Below are 22,505 nucleotides of genomic sequence, written 5' to 3'. Positions count from 1 at the left end.
AGGCCCCCCGATGACCACCGCCGCCCCGCCCGCCTCCCCGGCCCCGGCACCGTCCGCCTTCCCGACCCCGGCGCTGGACGGGCTGCCCGAGGTGACCGCCGCCCTGGCCGCCTGCGCCGCCGCGCACGACCGGGACGCCGAACTCCCCCTCGTCGACTTCGAACTCCTGCACGCGGCGGGCCTGTTGACCGCGACGGTGGCCACCCGGCACGGCGGCCCCGGGGCCGGACTCGCGGACACCGTACGCATCCTGCGCGCCCTCGGCGCAGGCGACCCGGCGGTGGCGCTGATCACCGCGATGACGCTGTTCACCCACGCCCTGGAGGCCCGCACCCCGCGCTGGCCGGCCGGACCGCTGGCCGAGCTGCTCGCCGAGTCCGCCCGCCGTCCCGTCCTGGTGAACTCGCTGCGGGTGGAGCCCGAACTCGGCAGCCCGGTGCGCGGCGGCCTGCCCGCGACCACCGCCCGCCGCCGCGGCGACGGCTGGGAGCTGACCGGCCACAAGATCTACTCGACCGGCGCGTACCTGCTGGACTGGCTGCTGGTCTGGGCCGCCACCGACGAGGAGCAGCCCCGGGTCGGCTCGTTCCTGGTCCGGGCCGGCAGTCCGGGCGTCACCGTCGAACCGGTCTGGGACCACCTGGGCCTGCGCGCCTCGCGCAGCGACGACGTCCACCTGGCCGCCGTCCCGGTGCCCGGCGACCGGGTCGCCGGACTGTCGCTGCCCGGCACGGACGGCGGACGCGACCCGGTCGGCGGCGCCTGGAACAGCCTCGGCCTGGCCGCTCTCTACCTGGGCGTCGCGGGCAGCGCCCGGGACTGGCTGCTCGGCTTCCTGCACGAGCGCACCCCGAGCGCGCTCGGCGCGCCGCTGGCCTCGCTGCCCCGCTTCCAGACCGCCGTCGGCGAGATCGAGGTCGCCCTGACCGGCGCGGACCGGCTGGTCGCCGCCCTCGCCGCGGCCGTCGACGCGGGCGAACCGGGCGCCGCCGAACAGGCCGGCGGCGCGAAGGTGCTCGCCACCCGGGCCGCGATCGACGCCGTCCAGCAGGCGGTGGCCCTGGTCGGCAACCACGGCCTGACCCGCCACCACCCGCTGGAGCGCCACCTGCGCGACGTGCTGTGCGCCCGGGTCCACACCCCGCAGGAGGACTCGGTGCTGCTCGCCGCGGGCCGCACCGCCCTCGGGCGGGTCCGCCCGCTCTGACCGCCTGCCGCTTCCCTTCCCCTACAGCCGCTCGCCCCTCCGACTTCCCCTCACCATCGCTATACCAATTCACTCAAGCGATGACTACTCACACCTGTTACAGGCATTCACCAAACTGACTTCCTGTCACTCCTGCACCCCTTCACCGATCCAACCCCCTGTCACTTCCGTTACACCCCTTCACTGAAAGGACCAGCCATGCCCGTCGAGTTCGTCGGCATGATCTCCACCCACGACGTCTCCGAGATCCGCCCGGCCACCGGCCCGGTGGTGGACGTCGACTACACCCGCCGCTTCGCCCAGGCGCACGAGCAGGCCGGCTTCGACCGCATCCTGATCGCCCAGTCCTCGGGCAGCCCCGACCCGAACCAGGTCGCGGCCTTCGCCGCCGCGCACACCGAGCGCCTGGGCCTGCTGGTCGCGCACCGCCCCGGCTTCCTCGCGCCGACCGTCGCGGCCCGCACCTTCGCCACCCTCGACCAGTTCTCCGGCGGCCGGGTCGCGGTGCACATCATCACCGGCGGTCACGACGCCGAGCAGCGCCGCGACGGCGACTACCTGTCCAAGGACGAGCGCTACGCCCGCACCGACGACTACCTGACGGTGGTGAAGAAGGCGTGGACCGAGGAGGCCCCGTTCGACCACGAGGGCCCCTACTACCGCCTGGCCGACTTCCGCTCCGACGTCCGGCCGGTGCAGCAGCCGCGCATCCCGCTGTACTTCGGCGGCTCCTCCGAGGCCGCGTACCGGGTCGGCGGCAAGCACGCCGACACCTTCGCCCTGTGGGGCGAGCCGCTGGCCGAGACCGCCGAGCAGATCGCCCGGGTCCGGGCCGCCGCCGAGGCCGCCGGGCGCACCGACGTGCCGGGCATCAGCGTCTCCTTCCGGCCGATCCTGGGCCGCACCGACGAGGAGGCGTGGGAGCGGGCCCGGACCATCCTGGGCACCATCGAGCAGCGCGGCAGCACCCTCGGCTGGCGCCGGGGGACGGCGCTGGCGGGTGCCGACGCGACGCCGCAGAACGTCGGCTCGCAGCGCCTGCTGGCCGCCGCCGCCAAGGGCGACCTGCACGACCGGGCGCTGTGGACCGCCACCGCGAAGGCCACCGGCGCCGGGGGCAACTCCACCGCGCTGGTCGGCTCCCCCGAGACGGTGGCCCAGGCCCTGCTGGACTACGTGGACATCGGCGCGACCACCCTGCTGATCCGCGGCTACGACCCGCTGGACGACGCCCTCGACTACGGTCGCGAGCTGCTGCCGCTGGTCCGCCAGGAGGTCGCCCGCCGCGACGCCGCCGCCACCACCCCGGCCACCGCCGGCGCCCGGTGACCGCGCCCGCACTCCCCGCCACCGGTCCCGCTCCGGCGGCGGGGCCGGCCGTGGGACCGGCAACGGGACCAGCAGCGGGACCGGCGGTGGAACCGGTGGCAGGGCCGGACGGCCGCTGGGAGCCCGCCCCCGGCACCGCCGTCCGGGGCACCGTGGTCCTGCTCCCCGGCCGGGGCGAACACCCCGGCGTGTACGCCCGGTTCGGCCGGCGGCTGGCCTCCGACGGCTACCGTCTGCTCGTCCCCGCCACGGACACCGCAGCCGACCGCCACCCCGACACGGACCCGCCCCGCCGCCGCCACGGCTCCGACGCCCTCCCGGCACCGGACCCGCTCGACCGGCCCGGTCCGCGCACCCTGACCGGCCCGGCTGCCGCCACGTCCGGATCACCCGCCTCCGCCGCCGTCCCCACCACGGGCCCGGCAACCGGCCACGGTCCCGGCACCTCCCCGGCACCGGACCCGCTCGACGCGCTCGACCTGACCGACCTGACCGGCCTGCTCGCCCCGTCCGATCCGTCCGATCCGTTCGCTCCTGCCGACCCCTCCGACCCCTCCGGCCGTCCGGCCGCCCTGTTCGCGCAGGCGCGGGCCGAGCAGCCGGCCGGGGGGCCGGTGGTGCTGGCGGGTTCCGATCTCGGTGCGCTGCTCGCGCTGGCCCTCGCCGCCGAGGTGCGGCCGGACGGACTGCTGCTGGCCGGGCTGCCGGGGAGCGGGCGGCCCGTCCGGGCGGAGGACGAGCTGTCCGCGCGGACGGCCTGCCCGGTCCACCGCGGACTGCTGGCCGGTGATCCCGGGTTCCGGCCCGGTGCGCTGTTCGAGCCGGTGCCCGCCGCCCTGGCCGGTGCCGCGGCGGCGGCCCGCCCGGCGGTGCCGGTGCTGGCGTTCCACGGCTCGGCCGATCCGGTCGCCCCGGTCGGGGCGCTGCGGGAGCTGGCGGGGCGGCTGCCCTCGGTCGAGGCGGTCACGGTGGCCGACGGGCGCCACGACGTGTTCAACGACGCGGTGCACCGCAGTGTCGCGGCCCGCACCGTGCTGTGGCTGGAGCAGCTGCGGGCCGGCCTCGACCTGCTGCCGTCCGCTCCGCCGCCGCTGCTCGTCCCGCTGGGCCCGCCCGGCCCCGACACCACCGGCTGACCACCCCGCCACCCCCTCCCCCTTCCCCCTACCCCCCGACGACGGCCGGTGGCGTCCCGGCCGTCGTCCCCTCCCAGGAAAGGACCGTCCCCATGACGACTCTCGACGAACGCCCTCCCACCGCGGCACCCGCCGAGCTGCTGCGCAGCACCCTGCGGCGGCACGCGTCCGGGGTGGTGGTGATCACCGTGCCCGGACCGGCCGGGTTCACCGCCACCTCGTTCACCTCGGTGAGCCTGGAGCCCGCGCTGGTCTCCTTCTACCTCGCCTCGGGGGCGTCCACGGCCCCGGCGGTGCGCGCGGCCGAGGCGTTCACCGTGCACGTGCTGCGCCGTGAGCAGGAGAAGTTGGCCCGGGCGTTCGCCCGCAGCGGCGCGGACCGGTTCGCCGGGGTGCCGTGGCACGAGGGCCCGCACGGCACGCCGCTGCTGGAGGGTGCCGCCGCCCGGCTGACGGCCCGCCGGGTGGGGCTGCACCCGGTCGGCGACCACCTGCTGGTGGTGGGCGAGGTGGTCGCGGCGGACGTGCCGGGCGGCGAGCCGCTGGTGCACCACGACGGCGGGTTCGGCGGGTTCGCGCCGGGCGCCGGGGAGGGTCCGTGGCGCTGACCGTGCACTGGTTCCTGCCGACCACCGGGGACAGCCGCGAGGTGGTCGGCGGGGGCCACGGCTCCACCCCGGGGGCGTCCGGCACGGACCGGCCGCCGACCCTCGGCTACCTGGGGCAGATCGCCCGGGCCGCCGAACAGCTGGGTTTCACCGGGGTGTTGACCCCGACGGGCCCGTGGTGCGAGGACGCCTGGCTGACCACGGCGATGCTGTCCGGCCTGACCGAGCGGCTGGTCTTCCTGGTGGCCTTCCGGCCGGGCCTGGTCTCGCCGACCCTGGCGGCCCAGATGGCGACGACCTACCAGAACCTGTCCGGCGGCCGACTGGCGCTGAACGTGGTGACCGGCGGCGAGTCCCGGGAGCAGCGGGCGTACGGGGACTTCCTCGACAAGGACGGCCGGTACGCGCGGGCCGGGGAGTTCCTGTCGGTGACCGGGCGGCTGTGGCGCGGCGAGCGGGTCGACCACGAGGGCGCGCACCTGCGGGTGGCGGGCGCGGAGCTGACCCGGCTGCCCGATCCGGTGCCCCCGGTGTACTTCGGCGGTTCGTCGGCGGCGGCGGAGCAGGTCGCCGCCCGGCACGCGGACGTGTACCTCACCTGGGGGGAGCCGCCGCCGCTGGTGGCGGCGAAGGTCGAGCGGATCCGGGCGCTGGCCGCCGCGCACGGGCGCCGCCCGCGGTTCGGCGTCCGGCTGCACACCATCACCCGCGACACCTCCGCCGAAGCCTGGACCGAGGCCGACCGGCTGCTGGCCGGGATGGACCCGGACCGCATCCGCGAGACCCAACTCGCCCTGGCGCGCAGCGAGTCGGAGGGGCAGCGGCGGATGCGGGAGCTGCACGACGGGGCGGTCGACCGGCTGGAGGTGTACCCGAACCTGTGGGCCGGTTTCGGCCTGGTGCGCGGTGGCGCGGGCACCGCGCTGGTGGGCAGCCACGCCGAGGTCGCCGACCGGATCGAGGAGTACCACCGGCTGGGCGTGGACGAGTTCATCCTGTCCGGGGTGCCCCACCTGGAGGAGGCGTACCGGGTGGGCGAGGGCCTGCTCCCGCTGCTGGCCGCCCGGGGCCTGCTCCGGTCCGCCCGCTGAGCGGCCTCCGGCCCGGCTCGTGCCGACCCGCACCGCTCCCGTACCGGTCGGGGCCCGGGCTCAGCCGGCGGCGTCCGGGCCGGTCTTCGCCAGGCTCTGCTCGGCCCGGTAGCCGGGCGGCACGCCCTCGGCGAGGATCACGTCGGCCGTCATGTGGCGGGTCCGCAGTTCCACGATGTCCCGGTAGGCGGGCGAGTCGTGCCAGGCGCGGGCCCGCCCGTAGTCGGGGAACTCGATCAGGATCAGGCCCAGCTCCCCCCCAACTCCCCTCCAGCGTCTCGAACGCGCCGCCGTGGACGAGGAAGCGCCCGCCGAAGGCGTCGAGTGTCGCGTCGATGCGCCGCAGGTAGGCGACGACGTCGGGCCCGAAGTCGACGGCGTGCACCTGGGCCAGGGCGTAGGCGGTCATGGCTGCTCCCGGGGTCGTGCGGAGGGGGTGGGGTTGACGCGGCCAACGCTACGGAGCGGCGCGGCCGGGCGAATCGGTCGCGCATAGGTAGGGCCCAGGACGCCCGTTCTCCGTCTCCCGAACCGCGATCCGTACGGCGCGGTCGCCCCCGGTCGCCCCCCCCTTCACCCCGCCGCTCCCCCACCGGCCGGGACCGGGCCCCCGGGCGCGGGAGCGCGGGTGAGTAGCGGGGTGAGTATCCGGACTCAGGCTCGGCGGGGCGGCCCGCCGCCATCATGGGCGAGCCACCCGAGGACCAGGCCGATTCCGCCTCTCCCGATCACGATCCGAGGACCGTCCCCCATGCTGAGCACCGTCGCCCGCACCGTCGTCCCGGTTCTCGGACGCTTCACCGTCACCGCGGACGAGGCGGCGGTCCTGGCCCCCGGCAGCATCGTCGCGCCCAACCACTCCTCGCTGGTCGACCCGGGCGTGGTGCTCGCCGCCGTCCGCCGCTTGGGCGTCGAGCCGGTGGTGCTCGCCACCGCCGGGCTGTGGCGCGTCCCGCTGCTGGGCGGCGCGCTGGTCCGCGAGGGCCACATCCCCGTCCACCGCGGCACCGAACGGGCCGCCCGGGCGCTCGGGGCCGCGGCCGACGCGCTGGCGGCCGGGCGGGTCGTCGTCCTCTACCCCGAGGGGCGCCTCCCGCGCCGGGTGGACGCGGCCGACAGCGCGCCCGGCCCCTTCCGCACCGGCCTGGCCCGGCTCGCCACCGCCACCGGCGCCCCGGTCGTCCCGCTGGGGCAGGCGGGTGCCCGACGGATCAGCTCCGGGTCCACGGCCAAGCAGCTCGCGGGCCTGGCCACCGCCCCGCTGCGCCGCCCCGCCGTGCACGTCCACTTCGGGGCACCCCTGCTCCTGGACCCCGACGTGGACACCGCCACCGCCCGGGCCCACGCAGCCGTGACCGCCGCCTGGCGAACCGCCGCCGCCCACCTGGCCGCCCGCCGCGCCTGACCGGAGCCCGCACCACCCGTCCCCGCCCGTGGGCATCACCGCAGCCGGGCCGGGTCGGGTCGGTACGCGGCCGGACGGCTCAGTCGCCGGGCCGGTCCCAGTAGCCGGGGTCGATCGGTCGGCGTTCCTGGAGGTCCCGGCGGACGGCGAGGGCCAGGCGGAAGGTGTCCGCGCGGTTGATCCGGGCTCCGATCACCGCTCCCACCAGCAGCGGGGTGAGGGTCGGGAGCTTGCGCAGCCCCGCCCGGGTCAGCCGCTTGCTGACCTGCCGCCGCAGGCCCGCGCCCTTGCTCAGCACCACCAGCGTGCCCGGGCGGGTCAGGTCGAGGCCCCGGCCCTCGCTCCAGGCGGCCAGGTAGGACTGCGAACGCTGCCGGACCGAGCCCGTCGGGGCCTGGCCGTAGATGGTGTACAGCTCGGCGATCAGCTTGAGTTCGATCGCGGCGATGGCGAGCAGTTCGGCGCCCATCTCCACCGCCAGGGCCGGCGGCACCGGCAGCATCGCCACCGCCCCGGTGCTCGCGCCGACCGCCGCCGACGCCTTCACCGCGCCGGAGACGATCAGGTCGGCCAGTTCGTCGGGGGTCCGGGCGCCGGGGTGCTGGGCGCGCAGCGTGGCCAGGTCGCGCACCGGGATGCGCGGGGCCGCGTCGAGCAGGCGGTCCGCCAGGACCCCGGCCCCGCTGCGGGCCCCCGTCCCGAGGCGGCGACCGCCGCGGAGCAGGCCGCCGCCCAGCCGGGTAGCCAGCCCGGTGCCGCCCGGTCGGGCGCTGTCCGGCCGGGCGGTGTCCGGATCCGGCCGGTTGCCGCCCAGTCGGGCCACGAGTGCGGACATCCGGCGCTTCCGCTCGCTCGGGGGAACGGGGTCGTCCCGGACGGGCCCCTCCCAGACCTCCGCCTCGGCGGCGATGCGGGCCAGCTCCTCCGCGGTCGGATCCTCCGCGGTCGGGTCGTTCGGCCGCACCTCGCCGTCGGGGTGCTCCGACGGGTTCGGCTCACGGGTCGGTTCCATGGGTTCCCTCTCCTCCCACCGCCCGGTCGGCGGACCGGTGCGCGTCCTGCGCGGACTGGGGCCGGGTGGCCCCGGCAGGGCGGATACCCGTTCTGCCGGTCCGCAAGAACCCCGCCGGGCAGAAGGACGAAAAAGGGAGCGCGGGCCCGTCAGGGGGTGCGCGGCGGCGGCCCGGACGGCGCGTCCGGGCCGAGGGCGGCGTCGACCGCGGCCCGGACGTGCAGGGCGGTGGTCGGGAAGAGCGGCACCGGGCTGTCGGCCGCCCCGACCAGCAGCTCGATCTCGGTGCAGCCCAGGACGACGCCCTGCGCGCCCCGGGAGACCAGCTCGGCGATCACCTCCCGGTAGGCGGCCCGGGACTCCTCCCGGACGACGCCCAGGCACAGCTCCTGGTAGATCACCCGGTGCACGACGGCCCGGCCCGGCGCGTCCGGGACCAGCACCTCGAGTCCGTGCCCGGCCAACCGGCCGCGGTAGAAGTCCTGCTCCATGGTGAACGCGGTGCCGAGCAGCCCGACCCGGTCCAGCCCGGCCGCCCGGACCGCCTCGGCGGTGGTGTCGGCGAGGTGCAGCAGCGGGACGTCGACCGCGGCGGCCACCTGGTCGGCGACCTTGTGCATGGTGTTGGTGCAGATCAGCAGCAGGTCGGCCCCGGCCGCCGCCAGCGACTTCGCCGCCCGGGCCAGCACCTCCCCGGCCTCGGTCCAGCGGCCCGCCGTCTGCAACTCCTCGATCTCGGCGAAGTCCACCGAGTGCAGCACGCACTTCGCCGAGTGCAGCCCGCCGAGCCGCTCGCGCGTCAACTCGTTGAGCAGCCGGTAGTACTGGGCGGTGGACTCCCAGCTCATGCCGCCGATCAGGCCGATGGTCTTCATCGCGCCAGTCTGCCATCCCGCCCCGGCGGCCCCACCGCGCCCCGGCATCCCGGCCCCGGGGTCACTCGCCCTGGCCGGCGCTTCCCACCGGGCCGACCCGCACCGGGGTCCCGCTGCCGTCCGTGACGGGCAGCGAGGCGGCGCCCGGCCAGGGCAGGGTGACCGACTGGGTCTCGTCCGGCGGGGTCACCACCAGGCCGGTGATCCGGATGCCGGAGCCGCCCGAGGTGTTGGCCGGGTAACCGATGCCGAAGTAGGTCGACTTGCCGCTCTTCAGGACGCCCGCGACGACCGGCTCGCCGGAGCGCTCGGCGGACAGCGGGCCCGCCGAGGTCTGGAGGTCGACGCCCGCGTACCCGGAGATCGCGCAGTCCTTGCCGCTGCGGTTCTTCAGCTCGACCACGACGGTGCGGGTGGCGTCGCCGGTGATGGTGCGGTCGGCGGCGGTGACGGTCAGGTCCGCCGTCCGGCACTTGGCCGCCTTCCCGGCCGCGTCGGAGCCGGTCGGTGCCGCGCTGGTCGGCGCGGCGCTCTTCCCCGCGCCGCCCGAAGCCTGGCCGCCACCGGTGGAGGCCGCGGGAGACCCGGTGGACGCGGTGGACGCGGTCCGCGTCGCGGCCCCGGTCGGGGCGCCCTGCGCGGTGTCCGTCTCGTCGTCCTGGCAGGCGGTGAGCGAGAGGGCGGCGGCGACGGCCAGGGCGGCGAAGACGGACGTGCGGGCGCGCATGGTGTTCTCCTCAAGGACGGGACGGCGGTGCCGACCGTTCGGTGCGAGCGGGTTTCCGAAGAGCAGGACTGCCCGCCCGGCCGAACCGTTGCGTCCGGTCCGCCCCCAGGACAGTGCTGTGACAGTACGGCCGGGAACGGCCCGCTCCGGCGGCACCGGCCGCCGCCCCCGACCAGCCCTGACGCCGGCTCACCCGGCCCCGGAGCAGCACCGCCGCCGTGGCCGCCCGCCGGGACACACCCGTGACCCGGACGGCCTTGACCACGGCTGCGGTCCTTCCCCGTGCCCCTGCCCTCCCGCCGACCGGCCTCGGATCAATCGCCTTGGTGTTCGGTGCAGTTGTTCGGGTGGAAGGAGGCGATGACGGTCTTCCCCCGCCCGTCGGGCCGGGCCTGCCAGTCGTCGGCGAGGCTGTCCACCAGCGCCATCCCGCGGCCCGAGGTGGCGTCGGACCCGGCCTCGCGCGGGCGCGGCATCCTCGGCGAGTCGTCGTGCACGCTGACGTACAGGCAGGAACCGTCCCAGGTGAGGACGAGGTTGGCGTCGCTGCGGGCGTGCAGGTGGGCGTTGGTGATGAGTTCGGAGATGGTGAGGATGACCGCGTCGGCGGTCTCGGGTGCGCGGGCCGTCCAGCCGAGTTCGTCGAGGTGCCGGCGGGCCCAGGAGCGCCCGGTCCGCACGCCGCTGGACACGGGCAGCGTCCGCGCCCAACCCACGGCCCGCAGTGCGGGGTCGTGTCCTTCCATGGTCTCCATCCCTTTCGTCGACGGGCTCGTTCCGGGCACGGCTCGGACGCGGTACGAGGAGGGCGGGTTCGCACCGGGCCGGGCCGTTTCCGCGCCGTTCTCCGCGCCGGCCCGTCCGACGGCTGCTGGAGGTCTGCCCCGTGAGCGGTGGCGCACACCCCGCCGCTCCGAACCGGGTGGCGGACACGGACGAGCGGGGCCCGCGCCTGCGCGCGGACCCCGCTCGATGTCGGTTCCCGGGCGTGCCCGGACCGGAGCGCCTACCAGCGGTACCAGCGGCGACGGCCGCCGGAGGGGTGGGCGCCGCGGGCGACGAAGCCGACCAGCCAGACCACCAGGACGACGATGGCCACCCACCAGAGGGCCTTGAGTGCGAATCCGGCACCGAACAGGAGCAGGGCCAGCAGCAGGACGAGAAGAAGGGGAACCACGTGCAACCTCCGTAGTCGGTGTCGAACCGCCGTCTGCCCATGGCCGGGACGAACATGCATCCGAAAAAACGGGGTCGGGGCCGACGGCCCGTCACCGGTAGATGGTGCCGGGCCGCGCCGTGCCGGGAGCGAGCAACTGGTCGACGGTGACGAAGGTGTAGCCCTGGTCGCTGAGCGTCTTGAGGACGGCGGGCAGGGCGGGGACGGTGCCCTCGTGCAGCGGGTGCAGCAGGACGATCCCGTCGCGGGCGGCGCCGTCCAGGACCCGCCGGGTGATCAGCGCGGTGTCGTCGGTCGCGTAGTCCTGCGCGGTCACCGTCCAGAGCACCTGGGCCATGCCGAGTTCCCGCGAGATCGCCGAGACCCGGTCGTCGGTGCGGCCCTCCGGCGGGCGCATCAGGGTGGGCCGCCGGCCGGTGAGTTCCTCGATCGCGTCCGCGGTGCGGCCGAGTTCGTCCCGGACCTGCGCGTCGGAGACCTCGGTCAGCCGGGGGTGCGTCCAGGTGTGGTCGCCGATCGCGTGCCCCTCCGCCGCGATGCGCCGCACCACGTCGGGGTGGCTGTGGAGGTCCCGCCCCTCCAGGAAGAACGTCGCCGGGGCGCGGTACTCCGCCAGCAGGTCCATGACCTTCCCGGTGGGCTCCCCGGGGCTGCCGTCGAAGGTGAGCGCGATGCACTTCTCCCGCGAGCAGTCCACCCGCCCCGCGACCGGCGCGCCCTTCGCCTGCTTCCGCGCCTGCCCGGGGCTGACCGTGACCATGGCGAAGCTGCGGATGACCGCCACCGTGACCAGGGCCGCGACCGCCAGCACCGCCACGCCCAGCAGCAGGTAGAACCGGGGCCGCCTCTTGACCAGCTTCATGCCGCAAACCCTACATTTGTTCCTTCGTCCGATGTAACGGCCGCACGCCGCAGCCGGGGCACCGGACCGTCGGCCCTCGACCGCCGACCCTCGGCCCTCGGCCCTCGGCCGTCAGTCGAAGTACACGACGAGCCGGACGCCGTCGTCGCCGAACCGGCCGGCCAGTGCCGCCATGACGGCGAACACGTGCTCCCAGCCGGTGCCCGGCCCGACGGCGTCCCCGAGGGTGAACGGGCGGTACGTGACCCGCGTGGCGCCCACCGACCATTCACCGAACGGCAGTTCGGCGGGGCTCCGGCCGCCGACCCCGGGGCCCATCCGCCGCACCAGCTCCGCCGAGCCCCACCGCTCGCCGACCCAGAACCGCCGCTGCACGTACCCGCCCCGCACGTGCCCGCCCTCGCTGGTCGGCTCGCGCAGCAGGACCACGCCGCGCAGGGCCGCGGGCGAGGCCGCCAGGTCGGCCCGCGCCAGCTCCGCCCAGCTCACCCACGTCGGGCCGTGCACCGTCGCGTCCAGGCGGCGCGCCTCCTCGAACTCCGCCCGCACCGCCGCCGAGACGTCCCCCGGCAGTCCGCGGCGCGCGGCGAGCGGCTCCCACCCCAGGTCGTTGCGCACCCCGAACAACAGGGCGAACGCCGGGTAGTCGCCGAACCCCCCGTACAGCGGGCACAGGTCCATGCAGCGCTGCCACGGTTCCCACTCGAACCAGTCCTCGTCGGCGTTCGGATCCCGGATCTCGATGCAGCCGTACACGTCGGTGCCCACGACCATGAGGCTAGGCCCTGTCCGGCCGCGCCCCGGCGCGACGGCCGGCGGCGAGGCGGACGGACCACTCCCGTTCGGCGACGGCGAGGGCGCGTTCCAGCGTCCCGACGAGCGCCGTGCGGCGCACCGACGCCACCGTCGGCCCGCGCCGGGCCCCGGTGCCCCAGGCCGCGCCGCCGTCCGCCCGCACCCGGCAGGCGAGGTGCACCCGTTCCCCGTCGGGGAAGGCGAAGGCCGTCACCTCGTCGGTGCGCTCCCCCCACTCCAGGAACGCGCACCGCGCGAGTGCCGCGTCGGTGCCGGTGCCGGCGTCCTCGCCGTACCTGCACCGCTCGGACCGGCGGAAGGACTCGGCCGGCGAGGTGAACCCCGGCGGGGGCGCGGCCGGGGTGCGGAAGCGGCCGAGTTCCGCCCCGAGCTTCTTGACCAGCAGCGGCGGGTAGAACGCGTTGTCCCGCGCGTCCACCCGGAGCCCGCCGGCGAAGACGTCGACGCACAGCAGCGCCGGGTCCTGTCCGAGGTGGAACTCCAACCCGAATCCGGCCCGCGCCCCGAACAGCCCGGCCGCCGTCTCGCCTCGTCCCACCTCGGCCCCCTCGTCCCGGCCCCGGTCCTACCGATCCGCTGCCGTCCCGAGGCCCGGGAGGAACGGCCGGGCACCGCTCACCCGGCGGCCCGCTGCGCACGGTCGCGCCGACCCGGGTCTCCGGCTGCGTCCGGGCGGTCGGCGAGCAAGTGCGTGCGTAGGAAGGCGAGTTGGGCGGTGACGGCCGGTTCGTGGGCCTCCAGGAACGGGGCGTAGTGGCGGCCGGGCAGGCGGAGCGTCTCGGAGCGCGGGGCGGTCGCGGCGGCGCGCAGGGCGGGTCCGGGCAGGGCGCTGCGGTCGTCGTCGCAGACGACCACCAGGAGCGGACAGCGGATGCGGGCCGCGTGGCGGCCGGGGCGGTAGGTGCCGAACTGGAGGGCGATCCGGGCCGCGACGGTCCGGTCCCAGTCGGTGTGGCGGCGGTCGGGGTCGAGGGCGCGGTCGCCGTCCGTCGCGTCGGCGGTGGTGAGCGAGGCGACGGTGCCGCGCGGTCCGGCGGTCGGGACCAGCAGCGGAGGGCGGCCGACGAGGCCGCCGAGCAGGTCGGCGGCGGCCCGGCCGAACAGGCGCAGCGCCGCGCGGGGGGTCATCGAGCGCAGCGCGTGCGGGGTGATGGCGGGGGCGTCGGCGAGCGGGGTCTGGGCGATGGCGGCGGCCAGCCGCGGGTGGTCGGCGGCGACCCGCAGGACGTGGCCGCCGGCGAGCGAGAAGCCCCAGACGGCGATCCGGTCGGGGTCGACCTCGGGCAGGCCGGCCGCGAAGTCGACGGCGGCGCGGTAGTCGGCGATCTGCTCGTCGAAGCGGACGACCTGGCGCGGGGTGCCCCCGCTGCCGCCGAAGTGCCGGAAGTCGAGGGCGAGGACGCTGAACCCGGCCCGGTGGAAGCGGGCGGCGAACCGGTCGGTGGCCGGTCCCCTGGTCACCGAGGTCCCGCCGGCCATGACCACGCAGCCGCCGTTGGACCCCGGGTAGTGCCAGGCGGCGCACGTGGTGGTGCCGCTGGCGAAGCGTACTTCGGTGCGTTGCCGGATCTCGGACACGGCGAGCCTCCTCGGTGGGGATCGGTCGGGGTGCTTCCCATCCTCGGCCCGGAGGTGCCGGAACGGTCGCCGCGGGGCGGCGCGATGAGCGAAACTCGCTGTCATGGTCCGTGCATCGGCGCATTCCGTTCTGAGTCCCCTGGACCAGCGGCTGGTCGCCGCCCTGCAGTGGGACGGCCGGCTCGGCGCCGAACGGGCGGCCGAGGTGCTGGGGGTGGGGGCGACGACCGTCCGCCGCCGGCTGCGGGCGCTGACCGCGGACGGCACGGTGCGGGTGGTGGTCTCCCCGGTGGCCCGGCCGCGCCACGGGGGCTCGGCCGGGGCGCTGTTCCTGCGGATCAGGGTGCTGCGCGGCAAGCTCGACGCCATCGTGGCCGCGCTGGCGGCGCGCGAGGACGTCCCGTTCGTCGACGTCACCACGGCCGGGGACGAGATCTTCGCGGTCGCCCGGACCGAACCCGGTTCGCGCGACCGGCTGGTGTTCCGTCAACTGCCCTCCACCCAGGCGGTGACGTCCGTGGAGAGCGCCACCATCCTGCACGTCTTCCGGCTCACCTCCGAGTGGCGCCACCAGGTGCTGACGGCGGCCGAACGCACGGCCCTGGCCCAGGCCGCCCCGGTCCCGACCGCACCGGCACCGCTCGCTCCGGCCCCGACCGCCCCGACCGTACCGACCGCACCGACACCGCCCGCCCCCGGCCCGTACGGTGTGGAGGCCGACCCGCTGGAACAGGCCCTGCTGGACGCCCTCGCCCCGGACGCCCGGCTGAGCGCGACGGCCCTGGCGGCCCGGACCGGCCACCCGGAGAGCACGGTCCGCCGCCGGTTGGCCCGGATGGCCGCGGAGGGCCGGCTGGTCACCCAGGTGCTGGTCGACCCCCGCCGGCTCGGGCTGCCCATCGAGGCGAAGTTCCTCCTCCGGGTGGCACCGGACCACCTGGCCGCCACCGGCCGCGCCCTGGCCGCCCACCCGGCCGTCCACGGCGCCTTCGCCACCTCCGGCCCCTCCAACCTGCACGCGGCCGGCTACTTCCCCGACCTGGAGTCCCTCTACGGCTTCCTCTCCCGGGACCTGACCGGCCTGGGCATCACCCACGTCGAAACAGCCGTCGTCACCCCCGCCACCGGCCGCTGAACCCCTCCCCCTCCCCCGGTCCGCAGAGCACCCCGCCGACCACGTCGGCACCTGCGGCGGATGACCCGCGAGTTCAGGGGTAGGCGCGTGCGGGCCGGGAGGGATCCCGGTCCGATGCGCACGGGAGCAGGACGGCAGCAGGAAGGAGCAAGGCCATGAGCAGCGGCATCGGGGACGGCACCCGGTACGGCGGCGAGGAGCCGGTGGGCGCCCTCGTCACGCGGGCGTCGCAGCAACTCTCGGAACTGGTCCGGGAGGAGATGCGGTTGGCCCGGGCGGAGCTGACCGAGAAGGGCAAGCGCTACGGCCTGGGCGGCGGCCTGGTCGGCGGGGCCGGCCTGGTCGGCGTCCTGGCGGCCCAGGCCGTGGTCGTCGCGGCGATCGCCGCCCTCGCACTGGCCCTGCCGGTGTGGGCGTCGGCGCTGATCGTCGCGGCCCTGCTCGCACTGGTCGCCGCGGTCCTGGTCCAGGCCGGCCGCAAGCAGGTGGCCAGGGCCGGCGCTCCCGCGCCCGAGCAGACTATCGACAGCGTGAAGGCCGACGTGGCCGAGATCAAGGAGAGGGCACACCGATGAACGAGCAGCCCCAGGGCGACGGATCGGCGGAGACCGACCGGCTCCGCGAGCAGGTCGAGCACACCCGCGAGGACCTCGGCCGCACGGTCGAGGCGTTGGCGGCCAAGGCAGACGTCAAGGAGCAGGTCGTGGAGAAGACCGCAGAACTCAAGGGACAGGCCGCCGAGAAGGCCGCGCAACTGACCGGCAAGCTCCGGGAGAAGGCGGGGCAGGCCGCCGACCTGGTCAAGGAGAAGACCCCGGACCAGGTGCTCGAGAAGGCGGACCAGGCCGCCACCCAGATCCGCGACACCGCGGTCCACGCCGGTCACCTGGCCGCCGAGAAGACCCCGGAGCAACTGCGGCAGAAGGCCGCGTCCGCCGTCGCGGCGGCCCGGGCCAACCGCACCCCGCTGCTGGTCGGCGGCGGGGTCCTGGTGGTCACCCTGCTCCTGCTGCGCGGCCGGAAGCAGAAGTGAACGCGGTCAAGATCCTGTACAAGCCGGTCGGGCTGACGCTCGGCGTGGTCGGCGGCCTGCTCGCGGGCGTCGCCTTCAAGCAGACCTGGAAGCTGATCGGCCACGACGACGACACCCCGGACGCCACCGACGAGGACCGCACCTGGCGCGAGGTCCTGCTCGCCGCCACCCTCCAGGGCGCGATCTTCGCCCTCGTCAAAGCCGCCATCGACCGCAGCGGAGCCACCGCCACCCGCCGCCTCACCGGCACCTGGCCCGGCTGACCCACCCCCAGGCGCCGGTCCCCCCACCCCCGGGAGGACCGGCGCCTCGGCACGTCCGGACGCTCAGGCACCGCAGCCGCGTTTACGGGTGGCGTACGCACCGACCGCTGCCCGGGAAGCGGGCCGACACACGCGAGCCCCAACGTCGCTCTGTTCAGCTGTCAGTCGCCGGAGGCGACATCGCGTCGACAGCGACCGTGGCGGCCAACACGGTGGCGTGGCCGGCGGCAAGGACTACGGCAGTCGGCACGTCCGTCGCGAACCGCTCCGGTGCCGGGCCCCGCCCAGCGTCAGCTGCGCCGCCACACCCGATCACGGTTCGGCCACATCGCCAACACTGCTCCCCCACCCCCTTTACGGTCCATCCATCTGACCGCTACTCCGGGGATGTTGAACGTGCGCCGAACCACCACTGTCGGGCTGCTCATCGCAGCCGCCGCCCTGACCGCCTGCGACCCGACCACCAGCAGCACCATCAGCGGCTCGACCACGCCCGCTGCCGCGCCCCCGCCGGCATCCCAGACTGCAGCTCCGGCCAGCAGCGAGCCAGCGCCTGCAGCCGGGAGCCAGGCGAAGACAGCGGAGCTTCCGGACTTCACCGGCATGGGGCTTCAGGCCGCGCAAGACAAGGCCCAGGCCGACGGCTTCTACGGCCTCACCTCGCATGACGCCCTGGGCCGATCCCGTGCGCAGATCGACGACCGGAACTGGAAGGTGTGCGGACAGGCACCGGCCGCAGGTCAGCAGCCCACCAATACGGTGGTGGACATGGCTGCGGTCAAGCTCGACGAACAGTGCCCGGTTGCGGACCAAGGTGCGGCGACACCCCAGGCCGGGGCGTCGATGCCGGACGTGCGGGGGAAGTCGGTGGCGACCGTACGGGACCTGCTGCCGAAGAACACCAGCTTCTCGGTGAAGGATGCGACGCAAGGCCGAATGGTGTTGGTGGAATCGAACTGGCAGGTGTGCTCCCAGGCACCGGCCGCAGGTGCAGCACTGACCGGTCAGCCGGTGACGTTGACGGTCGTCAAGTTCGGCGAGACCTGCCCGTAGCCAGCCCGAAACCAGGAGTTCCCCCATGAACAAACTCCGGTGACACGTCGTTACCGATCTGCGCCTCACTGCGGCCTTCCTCCCGGACCCGAACGGATGGCCGACGAGTAAGCCCCGGCCGGTGTCAGGACGGGGCAGCAATCTCCGGGGCAGGCGGTGCCCGGGGTGGCCTCAGGGCGGGGGGTCTTCGTACGGGGTGTCCAGGACGGCCAGGGCCTGAGGGTGGATCAGGGCGCCCGGGAGGCGGGGGTGGGGGGTGAGGATTCCGGCGTTGCGGAGGCGGTCGAGGGGTGGGGCCGGGTCGTGCGGGATGCGGTCGTGGAGCCAGGTCGCGGAGAGGGCGGGGGCGGTGCGGAGGCAGTTGAGGACGGCTGTCTCGGCGGCGTCGCCGTCGGTGCGGGCGATCGCGGCGTCGATCAGGGCGCCGTAGGTCTCGACGGTCGCGGTCCGGTGGCGGGCGGTGTCGGTGACGGTGCGGGCGAACAGCTCGCCCCAGCGGGGAAGTCGGCCTCGGGCGGCGGCGACCACCGCCCGGTCGTGCTCGGCCCGGTGGCGTTCGGTCCAGCCTTCGAGGTCGAGCAGGAGGCCGGGCAGGAGGCCGGCGGCCACCAGGTCGCACTCCGCGAGGAGCCGGGCGGTGCGGCCGTTGGCGTCGGGGAAGGGGTGGACGGTGAGCAGCCGCACCATGCCGAGCGCCGCGGCGTCCAGTGGCGGCGAGGTGGTCCGGGTGCCCCACTCGTGCCAGCGCCGGACGTGGTCGCGCAGGTCCCGGCCGGGGCGGACGGTCATCACGAAGCGCTGCCCGTCGGGCCAGTTCACCCTGGCGGTGGCGTTCCGGAAGCCGCCGGTGCCGGGGATGTTGGGGTCGGCGGCGACGAGCAGCCCGTGCAGTTCGGCGAGGGCGTCCGGGGTGAAGCAGGGCCGGCGGTCGGGCTGTTCGGCGCGTTCGGCGCGGACCGAGTGCACGGCCAGCAGCCCGGCCGCGGCCCGGGCCTCGGCGGCCTCGGCGATCCGGGCGGTCGCCTGTTCGCCCGTCAGCCCGGCGAGGTGGCGGTGGTGCGCCTTCATCCGGTAGCGGGGGCGGTGGAACAGGTCGGGGTCGCCGAGGTGGCGCCGGACGGCCGCGGTGAGCGCGGCGAGGGCGGCCAGCGCCGCGGCCCGGGCCGGTCCGGGGATCACCTCCGCGTCGAGCGGCGGCACGACCGGCACGACGGGCGTGGCCGGTCGTGCCGCCGGTTCGGAGGGGTGGCGGGGCATCAGGACGGGACCGGCCTCAGCAGGGGCGCGGGGTCACGACGCCGGTCGGGGCCGTGACGTTCACGAACTCGGTCTTGTACGAGAGGCTCCAGTAGTCGAAGGTCGTGATCCGGTAGACGTTGGTCTGGTACTCGACGAACAGCGACCAGCTCTCGCCCGGGTTGAGGGTGAAGTCGACGGTCTGGCTGCGGCTGATCGTGGTGTTGAGCTGGGTGCCGATCGTGGCGGTGAGCACGTCGACCGCCTTCGCCGAGATGTTGGTGCTGACCTGGTAGGTGACGTCGTACTTGACGGTCTCCGACACCTTGTACGGCATGGAGTTGCCGTTGCGGTAGCAGTTCTCGTGCTTCTCCCAGAGCTTCCCGAGCCGGTACAGCACCGCGCCCGGGGTGCTGTCCTCGCCGCCCCCGCCGACGGCTCCGGTGTTGCCGGGGATGGCCGGGTCGGCCGGTGCGGGGGCTGGCGTGGCGGTGCCGGTGACCACGACGGTGGGCAGGGTGGCGTCCGCCACGGGCACGGGCGCCTCGCTGACGTTGGACCCGTTGGTGATGACGGTCGGCAGGCTGCCCGTCGCCGGCCCCGGGTCGTCGCCCGGGTAGTCGGGGTAGCCGGGGTCGGGGAAGTCGATGATCGGCGGGTCCTGGTCGTCCGGGTCCTCCGGCGGCGGCGGGTCCTCGTTGCCGCAGGTGGAGTGGTCGTCCACGCAGGACGCGTAGGCGGTGAACGGGGCGGTGACCACCGGCACCGTGGTGAGGACGGTGGCGCCGAGTGCGGCGGCCACCGCCATGCTCCTGAGTTTCACGTTGTCCTCCGGATCGGAAGGTCGGGAGAGGCCAGCTTCATCGAGCACGCCCGCGGAAGCGTCAGGGGGAGCACGTAATCTCCGTACGTATCTCCCGGGCCGCCCGTGTCAGGGCGCACCCGGTCGACGCCGCCGAGTCGTCAGGACCGCCCGGCCCCGCCGGGGAGGTCCGCCGAGGGGCGCGGCGGCGGCGGGGCGTCCGGGGCGGGCCGGGTGGGGCACCTCGCGTCGACAACGGAAGTGGGCAAGCGCCTTGCAGCACAACAGTTCTCCGGCCGGGCACCTCGCCGCGGAGCAGCTCGTCGGGGAGCAACGGCCCGCCGGGGGCCGGCTCGTGGGGCGGGAGGCCGAACTCTCCGTGCTCACCCGGGCCGTGCTCGCGCTGGAACGCGGCCGGGGCTCGGTCGTCGAGCTGCCCGGGGAGCCGGGGATCGGGAAGACCCGCCTGGCCGGGGCGCTCCTGGAGCTGGCCGCACGGCGCGGGGTCCCGGTGGCCCGGGCCCACGCCCGGCGCGGCGGCACCGGCCCGTGGCAGGTCTTCCGCGACGCCCGGGAGTCGGCGGGCGACGACGGCGAGACGGAGCAGCGGCTCGACGGGCCGGAGCAGCGGCTCGCCGGGCCCGAGCAGCGGCTCGACGGCCCGGACGGCCGGCCGCTCGCCTGGGCGGCGGGGCACCTCGTGGTGCTGGACGACGTCCACCTGTGCGATCCGGCGTCGACGGCGCTGCTGGTCCGGCTGGTGCGGTCGGTGACGCCCGCCCCGTTCCTGCTCGCGGTCGCCCACCGGCCCGGGCAGACCGCGCCCGCCCTCCGGGCCGCGCTGCAGGACGGGGTGCGGGCCGGGACGGTGACCCGGGTCGAACCCCGCGCCCTCACCGGCGAGGAGGTGGCCGTCCTGCTGGCCGACCGGCCCGCCGACGGGGAGCCCGGAGCCCGCACCCCGGCCGAACTCCGCGCGTTCGCCGCCCGGTTGTGCGCCGCGGCCGAGGGCAATCCGCGCTACCTGCGCCTGCTCGTCGCGGCGCGCTGGCAGCCCGAGCACTGGCCCGAGCGGGCGGGCACCGACCTGGTCGGGCTGCTGCGCGCGGCGAAACCGCTGGTCGCCGAACTCGACGCGCTGACGCCGCCCGCGGCGCTCACCGCGTCCGCGGCGGCCGTGGCCGGCAGCCCGTTCCGGCCGGAGGACGTCGCCCGGCTCTCCGGCCTGGGGGCGGACCGCACCCTCGACGCGCTCGCCGAACTGGAGGAGGCCGGCCTGCTGCGGCAGGCCGACTGGCAGGGCCGGCTCGCCTTCCGCCACCCGGTGGTCGGCCACGTCGCGCACGAGCGGGCCGGGCTGTCCTTCCGGCTGCGCGCCCACCGCCGCGCCCTGGAACTCATCACCGGCCGGGACGGGCGGGCCCGCGACCGGGCCCGGCACGCCGAGCACCTGCTGGGCAGCGACGCGGCGCTCGCCGCGCGCACCCTGGCGGACGGGGCCGCGGAGATCGCGGCGCTGGAACCGGCCACCGCCGCCCGCTGGCTCGGACTGGCCCTGGAGGCCCTGCCCGACGGAGGGGACGGAGCAGCCGACGCCGCCGCCCGGAACGCGATGGAACTCGCCCGCTGCCGCGCCCTGATCGCCTCGGGCCACCCGGGCGAGGCCCGCACCCGGGCGCACGAACTGCTGGGCCGCCGGGCCGCGACGCTCGACGAGCGGCAGCTGTGCCAGGCGTACGCGGTCTGCGTCGGCGCCGAGCGGCAGCTCGGCCGCTACGCGGAGGCGGCGGCCCTGGCCGACGCGGCCCTCCGCCTGCTGCCCCGGCCGCTGCCGTCGCCGCTGCCGGCCGAGGCCGCCGAACTGGTCATCGAGCACGGGCTGGTCCACGTCCTGCGCGGCACCCACGACCAGGCCCGGGCCCTGCTCCGGGAAGCCGTCCGGGTCCCGGCCGGGGCCGACGGGCACGGCGGCGGCCCCGGCCCCGCCTCCAGCGACGGAGACGCGGACGCGGATGGCGCCGGCGCCGGCGAGCCGGACCGCATCGTGTTACGGGTGCTCGACGCGCTCTGCGTCACCCACGCGGGCGACCTGGCCGAGGCCCTGGACGAGGTCACCCACTGCGCCCGGCTGGTCGACGCCCTGCCGGACCCGATGGCCGGCCGCACCCCGGAGACCCTGGCCCTGCTCGGCAGCGCCGAGCTCTACCTGGAGCGGTTCGCCGACGCGGCCCGCCACCTGAGCCGCGGGCTGACGGCCGACCGCCAGGAGCTGACCGCCGACCGCCACGGGCTGACCACCGACCGCCGCGGACTGACGGCCGACCACCGCGGACCGGCCGCCGACCGCCGGAGGCCCCAGCGGCCCGTCCTGCTCCACCGCCTGCTCGGGCTCGCGGTGGCCGAGCAGTGGACCGGCCGCCTGGAGTCCTCCCGGCAGCACGCCGCGGAGGCCGAGGACCTCGCCCGCTGCCTGGGCGTGCGGCCCGCGCTGGCCCTGGCACGGGCGATCCGCGCGACGGCGCTCGTCTGGGCCCGCGGTCGGGAGGGCGCCGCCGACGCCGTGGCGCTGGTCGAGGAGGCGACGGAGGCGGTCCCGTCCGGCCACAGCTGGTGGGCGGCCTCGGCGACCGGCCTGCTCGCCCAGGCCCGGCTGCTCGGCGGTGACCCGGCCGGGTGCCGGCGGACCCTGCTGGACGGCGGGTCCGACGAGCGGCTGCCCCTGGTCCGGCCCTTCTCCCGGCCGTTCCTGCTGGCCGTGCTGGCGACCGCCACCCTGGCGTGCGGGGACCGGGCGGAGGCGGAGCGGCTGGTCCGGACCGCCGAGGCGGAGGCCCGGCGGCTCGGGCTGCCCGTCCAGGAGGCCCACGCGCGGTGCGCCCGGGCCCGGCTCCAGCTGGCCGACGGCGACCACGGCGCGGCGGCCGGGCACTTCGCCCGGGCCGCGGAGGCGTTCCGGTCCGCCGGGATGCCGGTGCAGTACGCCTGGACCCTGGCGACCGGCGCCCGCGCCTTCCACGAGGCGCACGGCCCGGCCGCGGCCCTCGACCGCCTGGGCACGGCCGAGGCGGTCACCCGGACGCACCCGGCGCTGCTCGTGACGGAGCAGGTGACCCGCGCCCGCGCCGAACTGTCGACGGACTGCCGCACCGCGCACCCGCGA

Annotated in this window: 23 protein-coding genes and 2 pseudogenes; 12 read left to right on the top strand and 13 right to left on the bottom strand. The window is 76.2% G+C overall.

Translation table 11 applies throughout. From position 1 onward, the window contains the following. The first annotated feature begins 10 nt into the window (after positions 1-10). The 5 genes from ACIP60_RS16200 to ACIP60_RS16180 all read left to right on the top strand — a co-directional run bounded on the left by ACIP60_RS16200 (position 11) and on the right by ACIP60_RS16180 (position 5,371). Entirely contained in the window at positions 11-1,207 is a 1,197-nt protein-coding gene (locus ACIP60_RS16200; RefSeq protein ID WP_400684380.1) for an acyl-CoA dehydrogenase family protein, read from the top strand. Positions 1,208-1,405: 198 nt separating this feature from the next. Beyond that, positions 1,406-2,536: an LLM class flavin-dependent oxidoreductase gene (locus ACIP60_RS16195; protein WP_400684377.1), complete on the top strand. Its 1,131-nt coding sequence runs from the start codon at positions 1,406-1,408 to the stop codon at positions 2,534-2,536. Positions 2,537-2,622: 86 nt separating this feature from the next. Then, positions 2,623-3,672 (top strand): hypothetical protein, encoded by a 1,050-nt coding sequence (locus tag ACIP60_RS16190; protein ID WP_400684375.1) that lies wholly within the window; start codon positions 2,623-2,625, stop codon positions 3,670-3,672. Positions 3,673-3,764: 92 nt separating this feature from the next. Continuing rightward, positions 3,765-4,280, top strand: a complete 516-nt coding sequence (locus ACIP60_RS16185) for a flavin reductase family protein (protein WP_400684372.1) — start codon at positions 3,765-3,767, stop codon at positions 4,278-4,280. Beyond that, positions 4,271-5,371 (top strand): LLM class flavin-dependent oxidoreductase, encoded by a 1,101-nt coding sequence (locus ACIP60_RS16180; RefSeq protein WP_400684369.1) that lies wholly within the window; start codon positions 4,271-4,273, stop codon positions 5,369-5,371. Before ACIP60_RS16185 ends, ACIP60_RS16180 begins: the two co-directional genes overlap by 10 nt. A gap of 180 nt (positions 5,372-5,551) precedes the next feature. On the opposite strand, the pseudogene ACIP60_RS16175 reads toward ACIP60_RS16180, so the two are convergent. Together ACIP60_RS16175 and ACIP60_RS16170 are read right to left on the bottom strand one after the other, a co-directional pair. Beyond that, positions 5,552-5,608 (bottom strand): annotated as a pseudogene (locus tag ACIP60_RS16175) (DUF1330 domain-containing protein); the annotation flags it as partial. A 79-nt stretch (positions 5,609-5,687) separates the two neighbouring features. Beyond that, positions 5,688-5,780 (bottom strand): annotated as a pseudogene (locus ACIP60_RS16170) (DUF1330 domain-containing protein); the annotation flags it as partial. 342 nt (positions 5,781-6,122) lie between these two features. On the opposite strand from ACIP60_RS16170, the gene ACIP60_RS16165 reads away from it, so the two are divergent. Beyond that, positions 6,123-6,776 (top strand): lysophospholipid acyltransferase family protein, encoded by a 654-nt coding sequence (locus ACIP60_RS16165; protein ID WP_400684367.1) that lies wholly within the window; start codon positions 6,123-6,125, stop codon positions 6,774-6,776. Between the two features lie 79 nt (positions 6,777-6,855). On the opposite strand, the gene ACIP60_RS16160 is transcribed toward ACIP60_RS16165, so the two are convergent. The 9 genes from ACIP60_RS16160 to ACIP60_RS16120 all read right to left on the bottom strand — a co-directional run bounded on the left by ACIP60_RS16160 (position 6,856) and on the right by ACIP60_RS16120 (position 13,823). Next, positions 6,856-7,788: a hypothetical protein gene (locus ACIP60_RS16160; RefSeq protein WP_400684365.1), complete on the bottom strand. Its 933-nt coding sequence runs from the start codon at positions 7,786-7,788 to the stop codon at positions 6,856-6,858. Positions 7,789-7,937: 149 nt separating this feature from the next. Beyond that, complete coding sequence (locus ACIP60_RS16155) at positions 7,938-8,663, bottom strand: aspartate/glutamate racemase family protein (protein ID WP_400684363.1); 726 nt, start codon at positions 8,661-8,663, stop codon at positions 7,938-7,940. Positions 8,664-8,724: 61 nt separating this feature from the next. After that, a complete protein-coding gene (locus ACIP60_RS16150; protein WP_400684361.1) occupies positions 8,725-9,390 on the bottom strand; it encodes a DUF4232 domain-containing protein in 666 nt (221 codons plus the stop codon). Positions 9,391-9,704: 314 nt separating this feature from the next. Further along, on the bottom strand, positions 9,705-10,136 hold the full coding sequence (locus ACIP60_RS16145; RefSeq protein WP_400684358.1) for an ATP-binding protein: 432 nt from the start codon (positions 10,134-10,136) through the stop codon (positions 9,705-9,707). A 260-nt stretch (positions 10,137-10,396) separates the two neighbouring features. Beyond that, positions 10,397-10,567 carry a hydrophobic protein gene (locus ACIP60_RS16140; protein ID WP_400684355.1) on the bottom strand — a complete coding sequence of 57 codons (171 nt, stop codon included), beginning with the start codon at positions 10,565-10,567 and terminating at the stop codon, positions 10,397-10,399. Positions 10,568-10,658: 91 nt separating this feature from the next. After that, a complete protein-coding gene (locus tag ACIP60_RS16135; protein ID WP_400684352.1) occupies positions 10,659-11,429 on the bottom strand; it encodes a polysaccharide deacetylase family protein in 771 nt (256 codons plus the stop codon). A 111-nt stretch (positions 11,430-11,540) separates the two neighbouring features. Continuing rightward, positions 11,541-12,197, bottom strand: coding sequence for a hypothetical protein (locus tag ACIP60_RS16130; protein ID WP_400684350.1), 657 nt, complete (start codon positions 12,195-12,197; stop codon positions 11,541-11,543). A gap of 10 nt (positions 12,198-12,207) precedes the next feature. Further along, entirely contained in the window at positions 12,208-12,783 is a 576-nt protein-coding gene (locus ACIP60_RS16125) for a hypothetical protein (RefSeq protein ID WP_400684348.1), read from the bottom strand. Between the two features lie 77 nt (positions 12,784-12,860). Beyond that, on the bottom strand, positions 12,861-13,823 hold the full coding sequence (locus tag ACIP60_RS16120) for an alpha/beta hydrolase (protein ID WP_400684345.1): 963 nt from the start codon (positions 13,821-13,823) through the stop codon (positions 12,861-12,863). A gap of 103 nt (positions 13,824-13,926) precedes the next feature. Here ACIP60_RS16120 and ACIP60_RS16115 point away from each other — a divergent pair, with 103 nt between their 5' ends. From ACIP60_RS16115 to ACIP60_RS16095, 5 genes are all read left to right on the top strand, one after another. Further along, on the top strand, positions 13,927-14,958 hold the full coding sequence (locus ACIP60_RS16115; protein ID WP_400684342.1) for an Lrp/AsnC family transcriptional regulator: 1,032 nt from the start codon (positions 13,927-13,929) through the stop codon (positions 14,956-14,958). 155 nt (positions 14,959-15,113) lie between these two features. Next, positions 15,114-15,533, top strand: a complete 420-nt coding sequence (locus ACIP60_RS16110) for a phage holin family protein (RefSeq protein ID WP_400684340.1) — start codon at positions 15,114-15,116, stop codon at positions 15,531-15,533. Next, positions 15,530-15,991, top strand: coding sequence for a DUF3618 domain-containing protein (locus tag ACIP60_RS16105; protein WP_400684337.1), 462 nt, complete (start codon positions 15,530-15,532; stop codon positions 15,989-15,991). Before ACIP60_RS16110 ends, ACIP60_RS16105 begins: the two co-directional genes overlap by 4 nt. Continuing rightward, a complete protein-coding gene (locus ACIP60_RS16100) occupies positions 15,988-16,254 on the top strand; it encodes a DUF4235 domain-containing protein (RefSeq protein WP_100839135.1) in 267 nt (88 codons plus the stop codon). The genes ACIP60_RS16105 and ACIP60_RS16100 overlap by 4 nt, the downstream gene beginning before the upstream one ends. A gap of 387 nt (positions 16,255-16,641) precedes the next feature. Beyond that, a complete protein-coding gene (locus ACIP60_RS16095) occupies positions 16,642-17,307 on the top strand; it encodes a PASTA domain-containing protein (protein WP_400684333.1) in 666 nt (221 codons plus the stop codon). 171 nt (positions 17,308-17,478) lie between these two features. On the opposite strand, the gene ACIP60_RS16090 is transcribed toward ACIP60_RS16095, so the two are convergent. Beyond that, a complete protein-coding gene (locus ACIP60_RS16090; RefSeq protein WP_400684330.1) occupies positions 17,479-18,564 on the bottom strand; it encodes a Fic family protein in 1,086 nt (361 codons plus the stop codon). Between the two features lie 16 nt (positions 18,565-18,580). Then, entirely contained in the window at positions 18,581-19,366 is a 786-nt protein-coding gene (locus tag ACIP60_RS16085) for a DUF6426 family protein (RefSeq protein ID WP_400684327.1), read from the bottom strand. A gap of 253 nt (positions 19,367-19,619) precedes the next feature. On the opposite strand from ACIP60_RS16085, the gene ACIP60_RS16080 reads away from it, so the two are divergent. Next, positions 19,620-22,505, top strand: a 2,886-nt coding sequence (locus ACIP60_RS16080; RefSeq protein ID WP_400684324.1) for an AAA family ATPase, incomplete at its 3' end; no start/stop codon positions are given.

The organism is Kitasatospora sp. NPDC088783, from assembly GCF_044750705.1.
In the GTDB taxonomy this organism is placed as follows: domain Bacteria; phylum Actinomycetota; class Actinomycetes; order Streptomycetales; family Streptomycetaceae; genus Kitasatospora; species Kitasatospora fiedleri.
Note: the sequence above shows the minus strand (reverse complement) of the source record. Positions and strands in the feature narration are given on the sequence as shown.